17 protein-coding genes, 2 pseudogenes and 1 other annotated feature are annotated in these 17278 nt (G+C 40.1%); of the genes and pseudogenes, 18 read left to right on the forward strand and 1 reads right to left on the reverse strand.

Features of this window, described 5'->3' with window-relative positions; all coding sequences use genetic code 11:
* The first annotated feature begins 205 nt into the window (after window positions 1-205).
* Window positions 206-340 (forward strand) — a sequence feature (ribosomal protein L10 leader region).
* Window positions 341-366: 26 nt separating this feature from the next.
* The 18 genes and pseudogenes from rplJ to ODU34_RS09720 all read left to right on the forward strand — a co-directional run.
* Window positions 367-861 carry a 50S ribosomal protein L10 gene (gene rplJ / locus ODU34_RS09635; protein WP_002936486.1) on the forward strand — a complete coding sequence of 165 codons (495 nt, stop codon included), beginning with the start codon at window positions 367-369 and terminating at the stop codon, window positions 859-861.
* Window positions 862-926: 65 nt separating this feature from the next.
* Window positions 927-1292 (forward strand): 50S ribosomal protein L7/L12, encoded by a 366-nt coding sequence (rplL, locus tag ODU34_RS09640; RefSeq protein WP_002936483.1) that lies wholly within the window; start codon window positions 927-929, stop codon window positions 1290-1292.
* A 369-nt stretch (window positions 1293-1661) separates the two neighbouring features.
* Complete coding sequence (locus tag ODU34_RS09645; RefSeq protein WP_398578479.1) at window positions 1662-2480, forward strand: replication initiator protein A; 819 nt, start codon at window positions 1662-1664, stop codon at window positions 2478-2480.
* A gap of 147 nt (window positions 2481-2627) precedes the next feature.
* On the forward strand, window positions 2628-3983 hold the full coding sequence (dcm, locus tag ODU34_RS09650) for a DNA (cytosine-5-)-methyltransferase (protein WP_136647409.1): 1356 nt from the start codon (window positions 2628-2630) through the stop codon (window positions 3981-3983).
* Window positions 3967-4395 carry a hypothetical protein gene (locus ODU34_RS09655; protein WP_136647410.1) on the forward strand — a complete coding sequence of 143 codons (429 nt, stop codon included), beginning with the start codon at window positions 3967-3969 and terminating at the stop codon, window positions 4393-4395. The genes dcm and ODU34_RS09655 overlap by 17 nt, the downstream gene beginning before the upstream one ends.
* Before the next feature lie 10 nt (window positions 4396-4405).
* Window positions 4406-4789: a hypothetical protein gene (locus ODU34_RS09660; protein WP_136647411.1), complete on the forward strand. Its 384-nt coding sequence runs from the start codon at window positions 4406-4408 to the stop codon at window positions 4787-4789.
* A gap of 8 nt (window positions 4790-4797) precedes the next feature.
* Window positions 4798-5031 carry a transcriptional regulator gene (locus ODU34_RS09665; protein ID WP_136647412.1) on the forward strand — a complete coding sequence of 78 codons (234 nt, stop codon included), beginning with the start codon at window positions 4798-4800 and terminating at the stop codon, window positions 5029-5031.
* 2 nt (window positions 5032-5033) lie between these two features.
* Entirely contained in the window at window positions 5034-5618 is a 585-nt protein-coding gene (locus ODU34_RS09670) for a CPBP family intramembrane glutamic endopeptidase (RefSeq protein ID WP_136647413.1), read from the forward strand.
* 76 nt (window positions 5619-5694) lie between these two features.
* Entirely contained in the window at window positions 5695-6183 is a 489-nt protein-coding gene (locus tag ODU34_RS09675) for a hypothetical protein (protein WP_136647414.1), read from the forward strand.
* Window positions 6183-8000, forward strand: a complete 1818-nt coding sequence (locus ODU34_RS09680; RefSeq protein ID WP_136647415.1) for a VirD4-like conjugal transfer protein, CD1115 family — start codon at window positions 6183-6185, stop codon at window positions 7998-8000. Before ODU34_RS09675 ends, ODU34_RS09680 begins: the two co-directional genes overlap by 1 nt.
* Window positions 8001-8017: 17 nt before the next feature.
* Window positions 8018-8260 carry a hypothetical protein gene (locus ODU34_RS09685; protein ID WP_398578480.1) on the forward strand — a complete coding sequence of 81 codons (243 nt, stop codon included), beginning with the start codon at window positions 8018-8020 and terminating at the stop codon, window positions 8258-8260.
* A gap of 18 nt (window positions 8261-8278) precedes the next feature.
* Window positions 8279-9133: a conjugal transfer protein TrbL gene (locus ODU34_RS09690; protein WP_105179100.1), complete on the forward strand. Its 855-nt coding sequence runs from the start codon at window positions 8279-8281 to the stop codon at window positions 9131-9133.
* Window positions 9134-9374: 241 nt separating this feature from the next.
* Entirely contained in the window at window positions 9375-9728 is a 354-nt protein-coding gene (locus ODU34_RS09695) for a PrgI family mobile element protein (protein ID WP_001097577.1), read from the forward strand.
* Window positions 9685-12036, forward strand: coding sequence for a VirB4-like conjugal transfer ATPase, CD1110 family (locus tag ODU34_RS09700; protein WP_192874235.1), 2352 nt, complete (start codon window positions 9685-9687; stop codon window positions 12034-12036). Before ODU34_RS09695 ends, ODU34_RS09700 begins: the two co-directional genes overlap by 44 nt.
* A gap of 1 nt (window position 12037) precedes the next feature.
* Window positions 12038-14744, forward strand: a pseudogene (locus tag ODU34_RS09705) (phage tail tip lysozyme).
* Between the two features lie 122 nt (window positions 14745-14866).
* A complete protein-coding gene (locus tag ODU34_RS09710) occupies window positions 14867-15460 on the forward strand; it encodes a type IV toxin-antitoxin system AbiEi family antitoxin domain-containing protein (RefSeq protein WP_105179098.1) in 594 nt (197 codons plus the stop codon).
* Window positions 15457-16299, forward strand: coding sequence for a nucleotidyl transferase AbiEii/AbiGii toxin family protein (locus tag ODU34_RS09715; protein ID WP_105179097.1), 843 nt, complete (start codon window positions 15457-15459; stop codon window positions 16297-16299). The genes ODU34_RS09710 and ODU34_RS09715 overlap by 4 nt, the downstream gene beginning before the upstream one ends.
* Before the next feature lie 6 nt (window positions 16300-16305).
* Window positions 16306-17109 (forward strand): annotated as a pseudogene (locus tag ODU34_RS09720) (hypothetical protein); the annotation flags it as partial.
* Between the two features lie 37 nt (window positions 17110-17146).
* Here the strand turns inward: ODU34_RS09720 and ODU34_RS09725 are convergent.
* Window positions 17147-17278, reverse strand: a 132-nt coding sequence (locus ODU34_RS09725) for an IS3 family transposase (protein ID WP_169051015.1), incomplete at its 5' end; no start/stop codon positions are given.

Genomic DNA, 17278 nt, shown 5'->3' on the forward strand with positions numbered 1-17278 from the left:
GAGAGTTAAGTGTTTGTTTTTCATTGTCGATTACCAACTTGTCCCATAGTAAGTTCTACCTTATTTCTTTGTCTCATTCTAGTTTCCAGTTTTTAAGACAGACTAGAACTTACTTTGGGAATTTACTGTTTGAAAAAATGTTTAAAAAATTTTAAAAAATAGGATAAAAGTCTTGCATTATTGAAAATACTATGTTATGATAATTGAGGTTTGAAAAAACTGACCTAAGACAGTAGGGGAGCTGGACTCATAAACATCCTACCGAGGCACAAAACGATTATTGAGATAAACGTATTTGTACTTTCGTGTCTAGGTTTAGGTGCGATTTTTTTGTGCCTAGCCCAAAATAAAAACGGAGGTAAAAAAATGAGTGAAGCTATTATCGCTAAAAAAGCGGAATTAGTAAATGCCGTTGCTGAGCAAATGAAAGCTGCAACATCTATCGTTGTTGTAGACGCTCGTGGTTTGACAGTAGAACAAGATACAGTTCTTCGTCGTAACTTGCGTGGTGCAGAAGTTGAGTACAAAGTTATCAAAAACTCAATCTTGCGTCGTGCTGCTGAGCAAGCTGGTCTTGAAGGTCTTGCAGAATTGTTTGTAGGTCCATCTGCAGTTGCATTCTCAAACGATGCAGTTGCTCCAGCTAAAACAATTTACGATTTCGCGAAAACTGCTGATGCTCTTGAAATCAAAGGTGGAGCTGTAGAAGGTAAAGTTTCTTCTAAAGAAGAAATCGAAGCACTTGCTACATTGCCAAACCGCGAAGGCATGCTTTCTATGTTGCTTTCTGTACTTCAAGCGCCAGTTCGCAACGTTGCATACGCTGTCAAAGCTGTTGCAGAAAAAGAAGACGCAGCTTAATGCGTCAGAGCGTAGCTGCTTAGTGCTACAAACTATTTAAAAACCTAAATTGGAGGAAAATCACAATGGCATTGAACATTGAAAACATTATTGCTGAAATTAAAGAAGCTACTATCCTTGAGCTTAACGACCTTGTTAAAGCTATCGAAGAAGAATTTGGTGTAACTGCAGCTGCTCCTGTAGCTGTTGCTGCAGCTGGTGGTGCTGCTGAAGAAGCTAAAGATTCATTCGACGTTGAATTGACATCTGCTGGCGACAAAAAAGTTGGCGTTATCAAAGTTGTACGTGAAATCACTGGTCTTGGTCTTAAAGAAGCTAAAGAGCTTGTTGACGGTGCACCAGCTATGGTTAAAGAAGGCGTTGCAACTGCAGAAGCTGAAGAAATCAAAGCTAAATTGGAAGAAGCAGGCGCTTCAGTTACTCTTAAATAAGAGTCACATCATAATTAGATTGCGGAATCCCTATTTACCAGTCTTTGAGAGCGATAAGCGATTGAAAGAAACTGATAAATTGATTTGGTTTCCTGCCAAAAATCCTGCCAAAAATTCTTTGGCAGGATTTTTGTTTTAATAAATTTTCGGGGGTAGACATTAAATTGTCTGCCCCTTTTTTTGCGTTTTGGAGGTAATTATGCAAAAGTATGAACAATCATCACGTCAAATGGTGATGTGTCATCTCGCGTCTATCTTGGGAGTTGATATTGAGAAAGCAACTTAGCTAATTGATGAAATGGAACAAGTAGGTTTAATCCGATTTGATGAATTTGGAAATGTTGGAATATTAGTCTTGGAGGGACAATCATGAAACGTATTACCGCTAATCAGTATCAGACATCAGAGCGATATTATAAACTCCCTAAAGTTTTGTTTGAGAGTGAACGGTATAAGGATATGAAACTGGAGGTTAAGGTAGCCTACGCGGTTTTAAAAGATCGGTTGGAGTTGTCTTTGAGTAAAGGCTGGATTGATGAGGATGGGGCAATTTATTTGATTTATTCCAATTCAAATCTGATGGCACTTTTAGGCTGTTCAAAGTCAAAATTACTCTCTATCAAGAAAACCTTACGTGAATATGGCTTAATTGATGAAGTCCAACAGTCTTCTAGTGAAAAAGGTCGAATGGCAAATAAAATTTACTTGGGGGAATTAGAACATGAACCTACCCCAGTCTCCGATTCAAACGGGGCTAGTGTTAAAAAAACACCAGGGGGGTCTCAAAGAAAGACGGGGCCGGTCTTAAATTCAGCCCCTAGTGAGACTGAAGGAAGTGAGACTAAATATAGTGAAACTGAAGGGAGTGATTTTCTTATTGAGGACGAGGAGGAGAGCCAACTAGTAGATGACAAACAAGAAGAAAACTATTCTTCAAAAGTCGATGCCGTGACCAAGTACGATCGAGACTATATTTGGGGTTTGGTTCATGACCAGTTAAGACAGACAGGTCTATCTCAGTCGGCTAGTGACTATGCCATGATCTATTTTGGTGATCGTTATCAGTACGCATTGGAACATATGCGATTTGCTCGGTCAGCGGAAGTGATAGCTGAATACGTGTTTAATGGTGTGCTGTCAGAATGGACCAAGCAACTGAGACGACAAGAAGTAAAGGGAGGTGATTAAGATGATTTGGTGGATACTAGGTGGAATCTATTTGATTTCAATCATCATTTTGATTGTTGAAATCATCCGTGCACCAGAAATGGATGATCATATATAGGCAAGAGTTTTACAAGTGTAAGGCTCTTTTTATTTGGAAAGAGAGGAAAAATGAAGTTTTTAGATTTATTTGCTGGGATAGGTGGTTTTAGGCTAGGAATGGAATCACAGGGCCATGATTGTTTGGGCTTTTGTGAAATTGATAAATTCGCTAGAACATCCTACAAAGCCATGTTTAACACAGAAGGAGAAATAGAATACCATGACATTAAAGAGGTCACAGACCATGACTTTAGACAATTTAGAGGGCAAGTGGAGGTTATCTGCGGGGGATTTCCTTGCCAAGCTTTTTCACTCGCAGGAAGACGACTGGGATTTGAAGATACTCGAGGGACTCTCTTTTTTGAGATTGCTCGAGCGGCCAAACAAATCCAACCACGTTTTCTATTTTTGGAAAACGTCAAAGGCCTACTCAATCACGACAAGGGACGGACGTTCTCCACAATCCTCTCCACGCTGGATGAATTGGGGTATGATGTCGAATGGCAGGTGCTTAACAGTAAGGACTTCCAAGTCCCGCAAAACAGAGAACGGGTCTTTATTATCGGACATTCTAGAAGATACCGTTCCAGATTCTTATTTCCTCTCAGAAGAGAAAACAGCCCAGCTCATCTTGAAAGGCTAGGGAATATCAATCCCTCTAAACGTGGTTTGAATGGTGAAGTCTATCTGACGAGTGGACTTGCTCCTACACTAACGAGAGGTAAAGGAGAGGGGGCAAAAATCGCCATTCCAGTCTTAACACCAGATAGACTTGAAAAACGGCAACATGGAAGACGCTTTAAGGATAACCAAGACCCTATGTTCACTTTGACCAGTCAAGACAGACATGGTGTTGTCGTCGCTGGAAATCTGCCGACTAGCTTTGACCAGACTGGAAGAGTATTTGACATTTCTGGCTTGTCACCGACCTTGACCACCATGCAGGGTGGAGATAAGGTTCCAAAGATTTTGCTGAGGGAGGAACTGCCATTTCTGAAAATCAAGGAAGCCACAAAAACAGGCTACGCAAAGGCAACTCTTGGAGACTCTGTCAATCTGGCTTATCCAGACTCAACCAAACGTAGGGGACGTGTGGGAAAGGGAATATCCAATACTCTAACGACTTCAGACAATATGGGAGTGGTGGTCGCTGCTCTGGAATATCAACAGGATAAGTGGTATGAAGTCACAGGCATTGTCTTAGACGGAAAACTCTATCGCCTAAGAATTAGACGACTGACACCAAGAGAGTGTTTCAGACTTCAAGGATTTCCTGATTGGGCTTATGAAAGAGCAGAAAGTGTTTCCAGTAAGAGCCAACTATACAAACAGGCCGGCAACAGCGTGACTGTCACAGTTATTGAAGCCATTGCCAGAAAATTTAGAAGAATGGAAGAGGAAGAAAAACATGAACCTACTACATAAGAAAAGTATCCTAGATTGTACTGAATTAGAGGAACGTATTCACCAAGTTGAAACCAATCAGTTACTGCAAAAGATACTATCACTCCCCAATTTTGATTGTGACTTTGAGGTAACTTTTGAAGATGATTACCACAAAGAGATGAATGATCCCCTATTCTACGAATCCAATCTTCATCGGATTTCGGATTTTTTGGAAACGAGGGACATTATAAATGGAGTGGATACCCTATTGACTGAAGACAATCATCTGGCTTTTCGTGCCTTTGGTCAACACTATACTGCAGAAGGAAAAGATGGCATACTGACAACATTGATAACTGTTAAGTGCTTCGGTGAAGGACGGATGCCTATTGACATGAGTCGCTATTTCTCAACTCCTGAACCAACAGTTGAAAATAGCCTAACCCTATAAGGAGGAGCCTATGCTTGAGGTATATCTAGGAAATAATACCAATAAAAATCAAGACTTACTAGCCATTTTGACGACCTATGGTGTGGCTTATCGTTGTACAAAAGCGTGTGATGTAAACCGTGAAATCTTACTGTCACTCTTTGCCAAAACTACGGATTGTTTTGAGTTACTCTCGCCACGATTTCTTCGCTTTAAACGTCAATATTCGATAAGTTTGAATGAAATGATTCAGCTTATTCTCCAAAAACCAGACCAAAACCTTCGTCTGCCTCTCATTGTCTGCCAGAATCATGTCTATCCAGCTATTGGGTTAGATGAAGTGCGAACCTTTCTTCCCAGACAGGTAAAAGAAGAGCAGTTTCAGGCCAGCCTGATGAAACAAGTGACAAGGTAGGTGGATAGATGAATGAACGATTTTGGGACAATTTAGAGATCATACTCTCAGAAAGAGACCTCACTTGGGCAGAACTAGCTCGCAAAGTATTCAAAGGTCAATATGTTTATCCAAGTGAGTTTAATCGCCTCTATCAAAAATTACGGCATTACAAATCCAATCGTCTAATGCCACAGACAAGATGGGTTGAGCGAATCGTTCTAGTCTTAGATATTGATTATGAAGATTTATTCAAGAGGTGACAATGATAAGGATAGTGTTGTTTTATCTAGCCATACAGCTTAACGGTCTTCTTGTGAGTTTATACCTGCATGACTATATGACGATTAAGGTCTTAATCCTGCTACAAATGCTTCTTTTAGGAGTAGCTTGTCTAGAGATTACTCATCACAAAACTGTTCAAGCAAAAAATATAACCTTACAAAATCGCCTAAGATGGTTGCTTCTTGGCTTTGCGTGTATGGTTGCTTTTGCAGTCTTAATTAGTTTTCTTTTTCCAGTTCAGACTAGGAATCAATCGGTACTAGTTGAAGTAGGAAAGCGGGTTCCTCATCTTATCTTTTTATTGTTTCTGGTCAATGCAAGTGTCCTTGAAGAGGTAGTTTATAGGCAACTGCTGTGGGGAAAATTGACATTCCCTTTTGTACAAATAGGAGTGACCAGTTTTCTATTTGCTCTAGCCCATGGACCAAATCAGTTAGGGAGTTGGCTCATGTATAGCTGTCTGGGCTTGACCTTGGCTGTTGTTCGATTGAAAACAGATTGTCAGACGGTAATCGCCTTACATCTTGCTTGGAATATTCTTGTTTATGTAGTGTCTATTCTGTGATACCAAAATCAAGAGTGCTTCCGTATTATGGAAGCACCTTATGTTTGATAGGGAATCGAAAGAAGAGGAGGTCACCATGTCATCTGAACAACAAGAACGTCAAGCGATGCAATACGTGGAAAGAAGTAGTTTATTGACTGTTAGAACCCTCTTAAAGCTCTTAGAATGGTCGGCTAGACAAGCTTTAGCTCAAGATTCAGCTTATAAGATTGGGGTTCAAAAACTGGAAGAACTCCTTCAAAGCCCTTACGCAATTGAAGCGATTGATGTTAGTAAAGACATCCTAGATAAGCCAATTGATGTTGAGAAATTTAAGGAGTTGATGGAGTCGGAAAAACTGCCGATTGCTATTAGTTGGCAAAAAGACTATCTCTACTTTTATGCTAAAGATAAGACCTTGCTGGACCATCACTTAGATGAATTATTAAAGAAACTGATGTCTAATCCAGAAAAGTTACAAGGGCTAACTTTTGACAAAACCTTGGACCAAGAGATTGAATTGGCCAAAGAGAAAATAAAAGTGACAGAACCTTCGGCAGTCAGAACCAAGGAGGTGACCTTGTAATGTATTCCAGGCAAAAAGCATTTGTCTTTGGACTCTTGGGTCTCGCCTTTGGCTATTTCTGCCATCGTCTAACCCTACTCTATGATAGTTTAACCAATGCCCCACCTATGGAACGTTTAGCCTATATCTTAGGGGAAGGGCTACATCAAGTCTTCAATCCTCTATGGCAATTTACCTTTACTCAAAAATCTCTTCTTGCCTTTATCCTTGGGGTTCTAACGATGATGTTAGTCTATCTTTATGTATCGACAGGACAGAAGGTCTATCGAGAAGGGGAAGAATACGGTTCTGCACGATTTGGAACCAGTAAGGAAAAGCGATTCTTTTACAGTAAGAATCCTTTCAATGACACGATTTTGGCTCGTGATGTCCGTCTAACCTTATTGGAAAAGAAGAAGCCCCAGTTTGACCGAAATAAAAACTTGATTGTCATTGGGGGTTCTGGTGCAGGTAAGACCTTTCGTTTTGTTAAACCCAACCTTATCCAACTTAACTGTTCCAATATTGTCGTAGATCCTAAAGACCATTTGGCTGAGAAGACAGGTAAACTCTTTTTGGAAAACGGTTATCAGGTCAAGGTTTTAGATCTGGTTAATATGACCAATTCAGATGGTTTTAATCCCTTTCGTTATGTAGAAACAGAGAATGATTTGAACCGCATGTTAACGGTCTATTTTAATAATACCAAGGGAAATGGTTCTCGCAGTGATCCATTTTGGGATGAGGCTTCCATGACATTGGTGAGAGCTATTGCCTCTTATTTGGTGGATTTTTACAATCCTCCAGGAAGTTCCAAGCAAGAGCGGGAATCAAGACGTAAGCGTGGCCGTTATCCAGCCTTTTCAGAGATTGGGAAACTCATCAAACTCTTATCAAAGGGAGAAAATCAGGACAAAAGTGTACTTGAAGTCTTGTTTGAAGACTACGCTAAGAAATATGGTCACGAGAACTTTACCATGCGAAATTGGGCGGATTTCCAAAACTATAAGGATAAGACGTTGGATTCGGTGATTGCGGTCACAACAGCTAAATTTGCCCTTTTTAATATCCAATCAGTGATTGATTTGACGCAAAGAGACACTATGGATTTGAAAACGTGGGGCACTCAAAAGACCATGGTCTATCTTGTTATTCCAGACAATGATACGACCTTTCGTTTCCTATCAGCTTTGTTTTTCTCTACGGTTTTCTCCACTTTGACCAGACAGGCTGATGTTGACTTTAAAGGGAAACTGCCGATTCATGTTAGAAGCTATCTGGATGAGTTTGCGAATGTCGGAGAAATCCCAGACTTTGCCGAACAAACCTCAACAGTTCGCTCTAGGAATATGAGTCTAGTTCCAATCTTGCAAAATATTGCCCAACTCCAAGGACTTTATAAGGAAAAAGAAGCTTGGAAAACCATTTTGGGGAACTGTGACAGCCTCCTCTATCTGGGTGGAAATGACGAAGAAACTTTCAAATTCATGAGTGGACTTCTAGGCAAACAAACTATCGATGTCAGAAGTACCAGTCGTTCATTTGGTCAGACTGGCTCAAGTTCTACCTCTCACCAGAAAATTGCCCGTGACTTGATGACAGCAGATGAAGTAGGAAATATGAAACGAGATGAATGTCTCGTACGCATTGCAGGAGTTCCTGTTTTTCGGACCAAGAAATATTTCCCACTCAAACACAAACATTGGAAGTTGCTCGCTGATAAGGAAACCGATGACCGTTGGTGGAACTATCACATCAATCCCTTGGCTAAAGAGGAAGAATTGGACTTGTCAGACTATCAAATAAGGGATTTAAGCACTGAAACATCACTACATTAATAGAAATGAGGAAAAATATGAATCAAAAACTAACAGGCTTTGTATACGGAGTGGACGCCAGCTCCATGTTCTTCCAAGCCATGTCTCTATTACAAAAAGGCTTAATTGCAGTAGGAGCCTTTCTTGTTGTTATGGGCATTATCAACATTTCAACCAACATTAAAGATGGTGGGCCAGGTGTCCGAAATGCCATTCTAGAAATTGTTGGTGGGGTCATGGTGGGAGCCGCAGGTGCTTTTGTGACACAGATTACCATTTAGAGGAGGTCAGGATATGACATGATAAAGAATGTAATGTCACCTTTTGTATTTCTAGCCTCTGAAAAAGTATCTAGCGATAGCCTTTTTGAAGGGTTTCAAGTGGATTTAGAATCAACCGCCAACTTGGTTAAATCACTGGCAGACTTTAACCCGACAGTTTGGTCTTACATGACAGCCATTACCAAGGGGATTATGCAGCCCTTGGGAGTAGCTATTCTAGCAGTTGTTCTTGTACTTGAATTTTCAAAAATGGCCAAGAAAATCGCCAACTCAGGTGGTGCGATGACTTTTGAAGCCATGGCACCTATGATTGTCAGCTACATTATGGTTGCGGTCGTGATTACCAATACGACGGTTATTGTGGAAGCCATTATTGCCATTGCCTCTTATATTATTGAACAAGTGGCAGGGCTTGTCACGAATGGTGGTGCTAATTACGATACCATCACAGGCATCAAGGGATCTGGAATTGTAGGAAAAATGATTATTGGCTTTTTTGCGATTCTCATTTGGTTGGTACGAATGGCCAGTATCATGGTTGTCAATATCTTGATTACCATTCGCTTTATCCAACTCTATCTGATGATACCTTTTGCCCCTGTTACTATTCCAACCTTCCTCAGTGATGACTGGAGAAGTGTTGGGATTGGCTACCTTAAGAACATCATGGTCTATGCCGTTCAAGGTATTTTGATTTTTCTAATCGTATCTCTTGTTCCCTTGTTTGAATCGGCTGGAAAGATTGCCGTATCAAATGGAGCTGGAGTTATGGAATCACTCGCCATTATGTTTGGTGGCTTGGTACAGGCCATCTTGTTAATCATTGCCTTAGTTGGCAGTCAACGAACCGCCCGAAGTATTTTGGGGATGTGAGAGTAGGATAGCTTAAACAGTCCAGTGGACTGTTTAAGGTTGTTCCTTGGAAATCGAAGAGGAACAAAGAACTGCTTTGTAGTCGATTACGTCGTCCTACCTCCGTAAGGACGACTAGAACTGTCATAGCTAGGAACTAGCGTAGAGAGTTCAGACGTCTACTGCGTCAAAATCATGAAGCAATTCAAACTGGACTGAGATTTTCATCTTAGTCCTTTTATCAAAGAAGGAGCAATTAATTATGAACACACGTGTCTTTAAGGACATCTCAAAGGTTCAACACAGGGCATGGCTGGGATTCACAACTAGACAGGTTATTTTTGTATTTCCAGCCGTCGCCCTAACCATTTTGGTATTGGGCTTGAACCTATTTTACTGGCAATTTGGGGATTGGTTTGTCTATGGTTTTGTTTTTAGCTTTACCATTCCACTCATGTTATTTGGGGTCTACCGACCCAATGATTTACCATTTGAAATCTATCTCAAGTACCGATTTCATTATGAACTGACAGTACCAGATCGTACATTTACTGGAAGAAAAGGAGACCAACGTGAAAAAATTAAAACACTCAATGAAACCAAAGACCTCTTCTAATGACAAAAAGCAAAAGACGAAAACACAGAAGCAGGAGATTAGACCTTCTACCGTAAATACGTTAGCCTATCAAGGGCTTTTTCAGAATGGACTTATGCAAGTCAGTCCAAGCTATTTCTCACAAACCTATCTCTTAGGAGATGTTAATTATCAAACAGTTGGCTTAGATGATAAAGGAGCTATTGTTGAAAAATACTCCGATTTAATCAATTCACTGGATGATAAGACCAATTTCCAACTGACCATTTTCAATCAAAAGGTCAATTTGGAAAAATTCCGTAAGAGTATTCTCTATCCCTTACAGGAAGATGGGTTTGATGCTTATCGTGATGAATTAAATCACATGATGGATGCCAACTTAGAGGCGGGTGAGAACAACTTTTCAGCTGTCAAGTTTCTTTCATTTGGCAAGAGCGACCAAACACCAAAACTAGCTTTTCGTTCTTTGTCACAGATTGGGGAATATTTCAAAAGTGGCTTTTCAGAGATTGATGTATCTCTTGGTCTGCTTGGTGGAGAGGAGCGAGTGAATATCCTTGCGGATATGTTACGAGGTGAAAATCATTTACCGTTCTCTTACAAGGATTTAACCCTGTCAGGTCAATCCACCAAACACTTTATTGCCCCAACCTACCTTTCCTTTAAACATAAGAATCATATTGAATTGGACAATCGATTATTACAGATTGTTTATGTTCGTGACTATGGTATGGAGCTAGGGGATAAATTTATTAGAGACCTCATGCAGTCAGATTTGGAAGTGATGATTAGCCTACATGCCAAAGGCTCAACTAAGTCTGAAACCATGACCAAGCTGCGAACCAAGAAGACCTTGATGGAATCGCAAAAAATTGGGGAACAACAAAAGATGGCTCGGACAGGAATCTATTTGGAGAAGGTTGGCCATGTTCTTGAAAACAACATCGATGAAGCTGAAGCACTTCTTCAAACCATGACCCAAACAGGAGATAAACTGTTTGACACCGTATTTCTGATTGGCATTCTGGCGGATACTGAAGACCAACTCAAACAATCTCTTGATATTATCAAGCAAGTGGCGGGGTCTAATGATATGATTATTGACAATTTGACCTATATGCAAGAAGCTGCTTTTAATAGTCTCTTGCCATTTGGGAAGAACTATCTTGAAGGTGTTTCTCGGTCTCTATTGACTTCAAACATTGCCGTGAATGCACCTTGGACTTCCGTTGATATTCAGGACAAGGGTGGGAAATTTTATGGCATTAATCAGATTTCAAGTAATATCATCAGTATTGACCGTGGCAAGTTAAATACTCCGTCAGGTTTGATTTTAGGGACTTCTGGATCTGGAAAAGGGATGGCGACAAAACATGAAATCATCTCTACTAAGCTCAAGGAAGCAGATTGCGATACTGAAATTATTATTGTTGACCCAGAAAATGAGTACAGTATTATCGGTCAAGCCTTTGGTGGAGAGAGTATTGATATTGCCCCAGATTCTACTACCTTCTTAAACGTCCTCGATCTATCCGATGAGAATATGGATGAGGATCCAGTCAAGGTCAAGTCAGAATTTCTCTTGTCTTGGATAGGAAAGCTCTTGGACCGCAAAATGGATGGTCGTGAGAAGTCCTTGATTGACCGTGTGACACGACTCACCTATAAGCATTTTGACACACCATCATTGGTCGAATGGGTTTTTGTCTTATCTCAACAACCTGAACAGGGAGCTAAGGACTTGGCACTGGATATGGAACTCTATGTGGAAGGGTCGCTGGATATTTTCTCACATCGGACCAATATCAAAACAGACAGTCATTTCCTGAATTACAATGTCAAAAAACTAGGTGATGAATTAAAACAAATTGCCCTCATGGTTATCTTTGACCAAATTTGGAATCGGGTGGTAAAAAATCAAAAACTAGGGAAGAAAACCTGGATTTACTTTGATGAAATGCAGCTTCTTTTATTGGACAAATATGCCTCTGATTTCTTCTTTAAACTCTGGAGTCGTGTCCGTAAGTATGGGGCGATACCAACTGGCATTACTCAAAATGTGGAGACGCTCCTTCTGGATGCCAATGGTAGACGTATTATTGCTAATAGCGAGTTTATGATTCTATTAAAACAGGCTAAGAGCGATCGCGAAGAATTGGTGCATATGCTTGGACTTTCCAAGGAACTGGAGAAATACTTGGTCAATCCTGAAAAGGGGGCTGGACTTATCAAGGCTGGTTCCACCGTTGTCCCATTTAAAAATAAGATTCCACAACACACCAAGCTCTTTGACATCATGAGTACAGACCCTGAAAAAATGAGGACATGAGATGAAAGAGGATAAAAAGGTAGTCAAACAAGCCAGGCAAAACTTTCGAAGCAACTTAAAATCAGCTCGTATGCATTATCGGAAAGAAGTTAGAGCCTTAAAACAGACTGTTCCTAATAAAGGACGATTTCGAAAACCAGCTCAAAATTCTCTTTTTCAGGAAAAGAAAACAGAGTTAAAACAAAATTTGCTAGGAATCCAAAAGGAAGCAGAAGAGAAGTTCCTAAAGGAAATTACCTATGTGTCTCCTAGATTGTTGAAGGTTAAGGAAATCAAGAACTATCGACTTCCACATGCCCAAGAACGTTTGCGGACGGCAAGAAAACATTTGTCAGAAGTGAAACTAAGTGAGAAACAACAGGCAGTTGATTCCAAGTTTACTTTCCAAAAAGAAAATCCTTCCCTGAAGTCTCGCTTTCAATTTCACCAAGAAAAATCATTTGATCAACTCAGTGCAGAAAAAGAAGTGAGTTCTGCCAAACGTGAAGTCAAACAACTCAAGAAAGTCCAAAAGTCTAAGAAAAACTCCACCAAGTTCAAAGCTGTATTAGGCTTAGCTGCCTCTGAATCGCTTGACTTGGTGGCACAGGATGATGATTTAGATGGTCTAAGAACCTTAAAGGATACTAGTTTGAAAGCTAGACGCTATGGCAGGTTTACCTATCAAGCAGGTAAAGTGGCGGTGAAAAGTGGTCAGACTGGTGTGCGTTTTACAAAGACGAGAGTGGCTCATGGAAAGGAACGATTCCAGAACTTCAAAAGGGGTTGTCCAAGCCATTAAGGGAAGTCTGACCTTCTTTTCTGCAATCGCGGGAAATCCTTTGACTTGGATTGTCTCAGGCATTCTCTTGTTACTCCTTTTGATGTTGAGCTTTTTCATGAGTGTCTCAGGAAGCAGTGTCATTCAACAAGATGAGATGGAGTTGACCAAGGCCTATACCCACATGACGTGGGAAGATGCGGAGCATACGAGAAACAACGAAAATGGGATTACCTACTACACCAAGATTGATGAGGTTATGGTTTACATGAATCATCAATACCAAGACTATAAGCTTGACGATTTCATGGAAAAAAGTGGTGCGACCTACAAAGCATTTCTCAGTCAAGTCTGGACGGACTTATTAAATGGTGGTGATTCTATTAAATCCATGTCTGACTTGTATAAAGAACCTGCTTACAAGCTGTCTGAGGAGGACCAGGAAGAGCTAAAGGAATTGACCGAAGAAGGCAACTATTTAGCTCTTCAAGAATTGGACAATCCCTTTCAGGGACAGACCGATGAGGATAGCTTAAACATGACCTACCGATATGGTTATGAGGTCATTGATGAGAAACCAACGCTTCATCACCATATCATCTTAGAAGCAAAAGAAGGTCAAGTCATTGTGGCTCCGATGGATGGCAAGGTATCTCTTGATGGAGAGAACGTTGTTTTGACATCTGGTAAGGGAGTCAATAAGACTAAACTAACCTTGTTTGGCATTCATTAAGGCCGAGTGAGTGAAAATCAACAAGTCTTGGCAGGAGACATTATGGGTCAAACCAAAGACGGAACGGGTCTAAAAGTCACCTATCAAAAGGTTGATGATGACACGGATAAGTTGGTCTATGTCAATCCAGCTTTCTACTTTCCGAATGTGATCCAGGTTCAGACCACCATTCTTCCAACTATCGGTCAGTTTGGCGGTGATGAGTTCGAGAGAGCAAAGGCTATTTATGACTATCTCAAAAGCAAAGGTGCGACCAATCAAGCTATTGCAGCCATTTTAGGAAATTGGTCGGTAGAATCCTCTATTAATCCCAAGCGTGCGGAAGGCGACTATCTATCTCCTCCTATTGGTGCGACAGACAGCTCGTGGGATGATGAGGGCTGGCTCTCACTCAATGGTCCAACTATATACAATGGACGTTACCCAAATATTCTCAAACGTGGTTTAGGCTTAGGACAATGGACAGATACTGCAGATGGTTCACGCAGACATACCTTGTTGCTCGAATATGCCAAAGGAAAACATCAAAAGTGGTATGACTTAGGGTTACAACTGGATTTCATGTTGCATGGGGATAGCCCTTATTACACCAACTGGTTACAGGACTTCTTCAAAAATTCAGGAAGTCCAGCTAGTCTTGCCCAACTCTTTCTCATCTACTGGGAAGGAAATAGTGGTGATAAGCTACTTGAACGACAGACACGGGCAAGTGAGTGGTATTACCAAATTGAAAAAGGCTTTAGTCAACCCAACGGTGGGACAGCACAAAGTGATCCAAAAGCACTTGAAGCTGTACGAGGAGACCTTTTTGAGAACTCTATTCCAGGAGGTGGTGACGGTATGGGATATGCCTACGGCCAATGTACTTGGGGAGTCGCAGCCCGTATCAACCAACTGGGTCTAAAACTTAAAGGTAAAAATGGTGAGAAGATTCCAATTATCAGTACCATGGGCAATGGCCAAGACTGGGTGCGTACAGCCGCACGTCTCGGTGGGGAGACAGGGACAAGTCCACAAGCAGGAGCTATTCTTTCCTTTGCGGGAGGAGGACATGGCACACCAGCAGAATACGGACACGTGGCTTTCGTCGAAAAAGTCTACCCAGATGGCTCATTCCTTATCTCCGAAACCAACTACAATGGCAATCCTAACTACACCTTCCGTAGAATATCAGGAGTGGATAGTAGTTTGAGTTTTGCTTATACGACGAAATAAAAAAGGATATGCTAACAAAATGCATAATTGTTAGCATATCCTTTTGGTTTGTTGTTGATTATTTTAAAACAATATGCTAACATTATTGTAAAGTGTTAGCATATTGTTTTGGAGGTACTGCTATGGATTTGTTAGAGAAACCCGTTTATAATTATATTAAAAATAATCACGGAGTAATAACTTTTCGTGATATGGAAGAGCTTAACTTTTCTTATCAACAACTTAATCAATTAGTCTCAAAAGGGGATGTGGAATCAATTGAAAGAGGTATCTATCATCTGCCAGATACCTATATCGATGACCATTTTAGTTTACAGTACCGTTTTCCAAAAGGAATTTATTCCTTAGAAACAGCACTTTGGTTACACGGTCTTTCACTTACCATTCCATTTGAGCCTGTGATGACTTTTCCTTTTGGGACAAATACGAGGCAAATGAAAGAAGCTGGTGTCAAGCCGATTGTTGCTAGAAAGTATCATGAAATCGGTATTATTAGACTGGAGCGACAGGCTGGACAGTTTATATCAGTATATGATATAGAACGAACATTAGTGGAGTGTTTGCGGACAGCTTACCATGTCGATATTCAAGTTATTGCTCCAGCTTTTCAAGCTTACTTCAAAAAAGGAGCTGTGGACTATGCCAAATTGTATCACTATGCACAACTATTTAAAGTAACCGAAAAACTACAATCATATGTGGAGGTCTTGTCGTGAAATTTTCAAATGCTAATAGTTTCAAAGCCAAAGTCAAGAATATTGCAAGAGAAAAAGGAATACCTGCTCAACAAGTTCAGCAAAATTTTCTGATTGAACAAGTCTTAAAACTCATCTCAGAGAGCAGGTATAAAGATTCTTTCATTGTGAAAGGTGGATTTCTTATCAGACAGATGATTGGCTTAGATAAACGGACAACAATGGATTTAGATGTTACCCTGAAAGGTCAACCTCTTAACGAAGGAACTATTCAATCAATCTTCAAAGAAATAGTCAATCAACCTTCTGAGGGTTTCCAATTTGAAATTGATAAGTTAGAGCCAATTCGACAAGATGACGAATATGGTGGTTTTTCCCTTAAACTAAATGCGACATTTGACACCTTACGTGAAGTTGTTTTTATTGATATAACGACAGGTGACCATATTACGCCACGAGAAATTACATACCAATTACAATCCGTTTTCTCAGAGGATAAGCTAGAAGTTTGGACTTATAATTTAGAAACAGTTCTTGCTGAAAAATTAGAAACTATTATAAGTCGAGGAGCTGCTTCAACTAGACCTCGTGACCGCTATGATCTCTATACATTGTACCACCTTCGAAAAGATGAGATTGATGTACCCATATTGAATGCAGCTTTGCACAATACTGCTAAAAAAAGAGGAAGTTTAGATGTTTTGACAAATTGGGGAGAACAATTAGAAGCAATCCGTGTCTCTGACTATCAGAAACAGCTTTGGTCTCGTTATCAAAAATCATTCAGATATGCCAGTGAAACGAGTTTTGAGGAATCTGTGGACATAGTAGCAATTATTTTAAATCATTTGGAGGTTTAGTATTGTATGCTGACAGGAACTTTACAGATGATGGGGTATGAATTTTTCTTTACGTTCAATGAAGAAAGATTATCCTTGATTCCCAAAGAAGAGGAAAAGGATGAGATTAGGTATGCTTGGTTCCATACAAAAATAGGAACAGGAATCTTTGCTTGGCCAGGGAATCCTAAATTCGTAGAGGAAGACTTTCTTTATGGACGGGCAAATGAAACAAATCAAGTTATTACATTCCTAACAAATAAACACACGCAACTTTATGAAAACAATGGTATCATTGCTGTGCCGATTTTGGCCTATTTTTTTAGTTATTCTGACAGACCTATGATTAGTCGAATATCATTCAGCGGGCTAGAGCTAAACTATATTCATCCAATTAATCGTGCCTTTGAAATTTCGTATAAACCTGAAGAACACGATGGAAAAATAAATATTAGTACCTATGATTTTGACTCAACAACGACAGATGAACAGAAGTTTAGCGTTCTTGGAAAAGAAGTTCAAGTTTATTTCGGCGTTACTAGAACAACTAGTTTATCTATCGAAAAGCCACCTCTAGCGTTATCATCGTCAATGGTTTTCCATTTTGAAGAAACTCAAGATTATTCTTTAGTGCGAGAGCTATATCGTATCGCAAAGGAGTTTATCCAATTTCTTTGTAATCGAAGAAATGTCAGTTTTACTGATATTCTATTGTCAAATAATCAAGAAAAGGTTGGGGAATTCAATGTGATTGAAGAAAGTATTGAGATTGATACGAAGCCATTGAAAGACGGAAGTTATATTCAACAAAAATCTATTGCTGGTTATGAACTGCTCCCTGTCAAGTGGACAATGAAATAATAAAAGATTAGACGACGGCCTTGTTCCTCATTTCAAGAGGGGCAAGGCCGTTGTTGCGTTCTTGAAATCGTTGATGATTATAAAAATAGATGTAGGCATCAATATCTGAAACTAGCTCCTCAAAGGTCTTATACTTCTT

This window comes from Streptococcus sp. 2018WUSS126, assembly GCF_044427425.1.
GTDB lineage: Bacteria > Bacillota > Bacilli > Lactobacillales > Streptococcaceae > Streptococcus > Streptococcus hashimotonensis.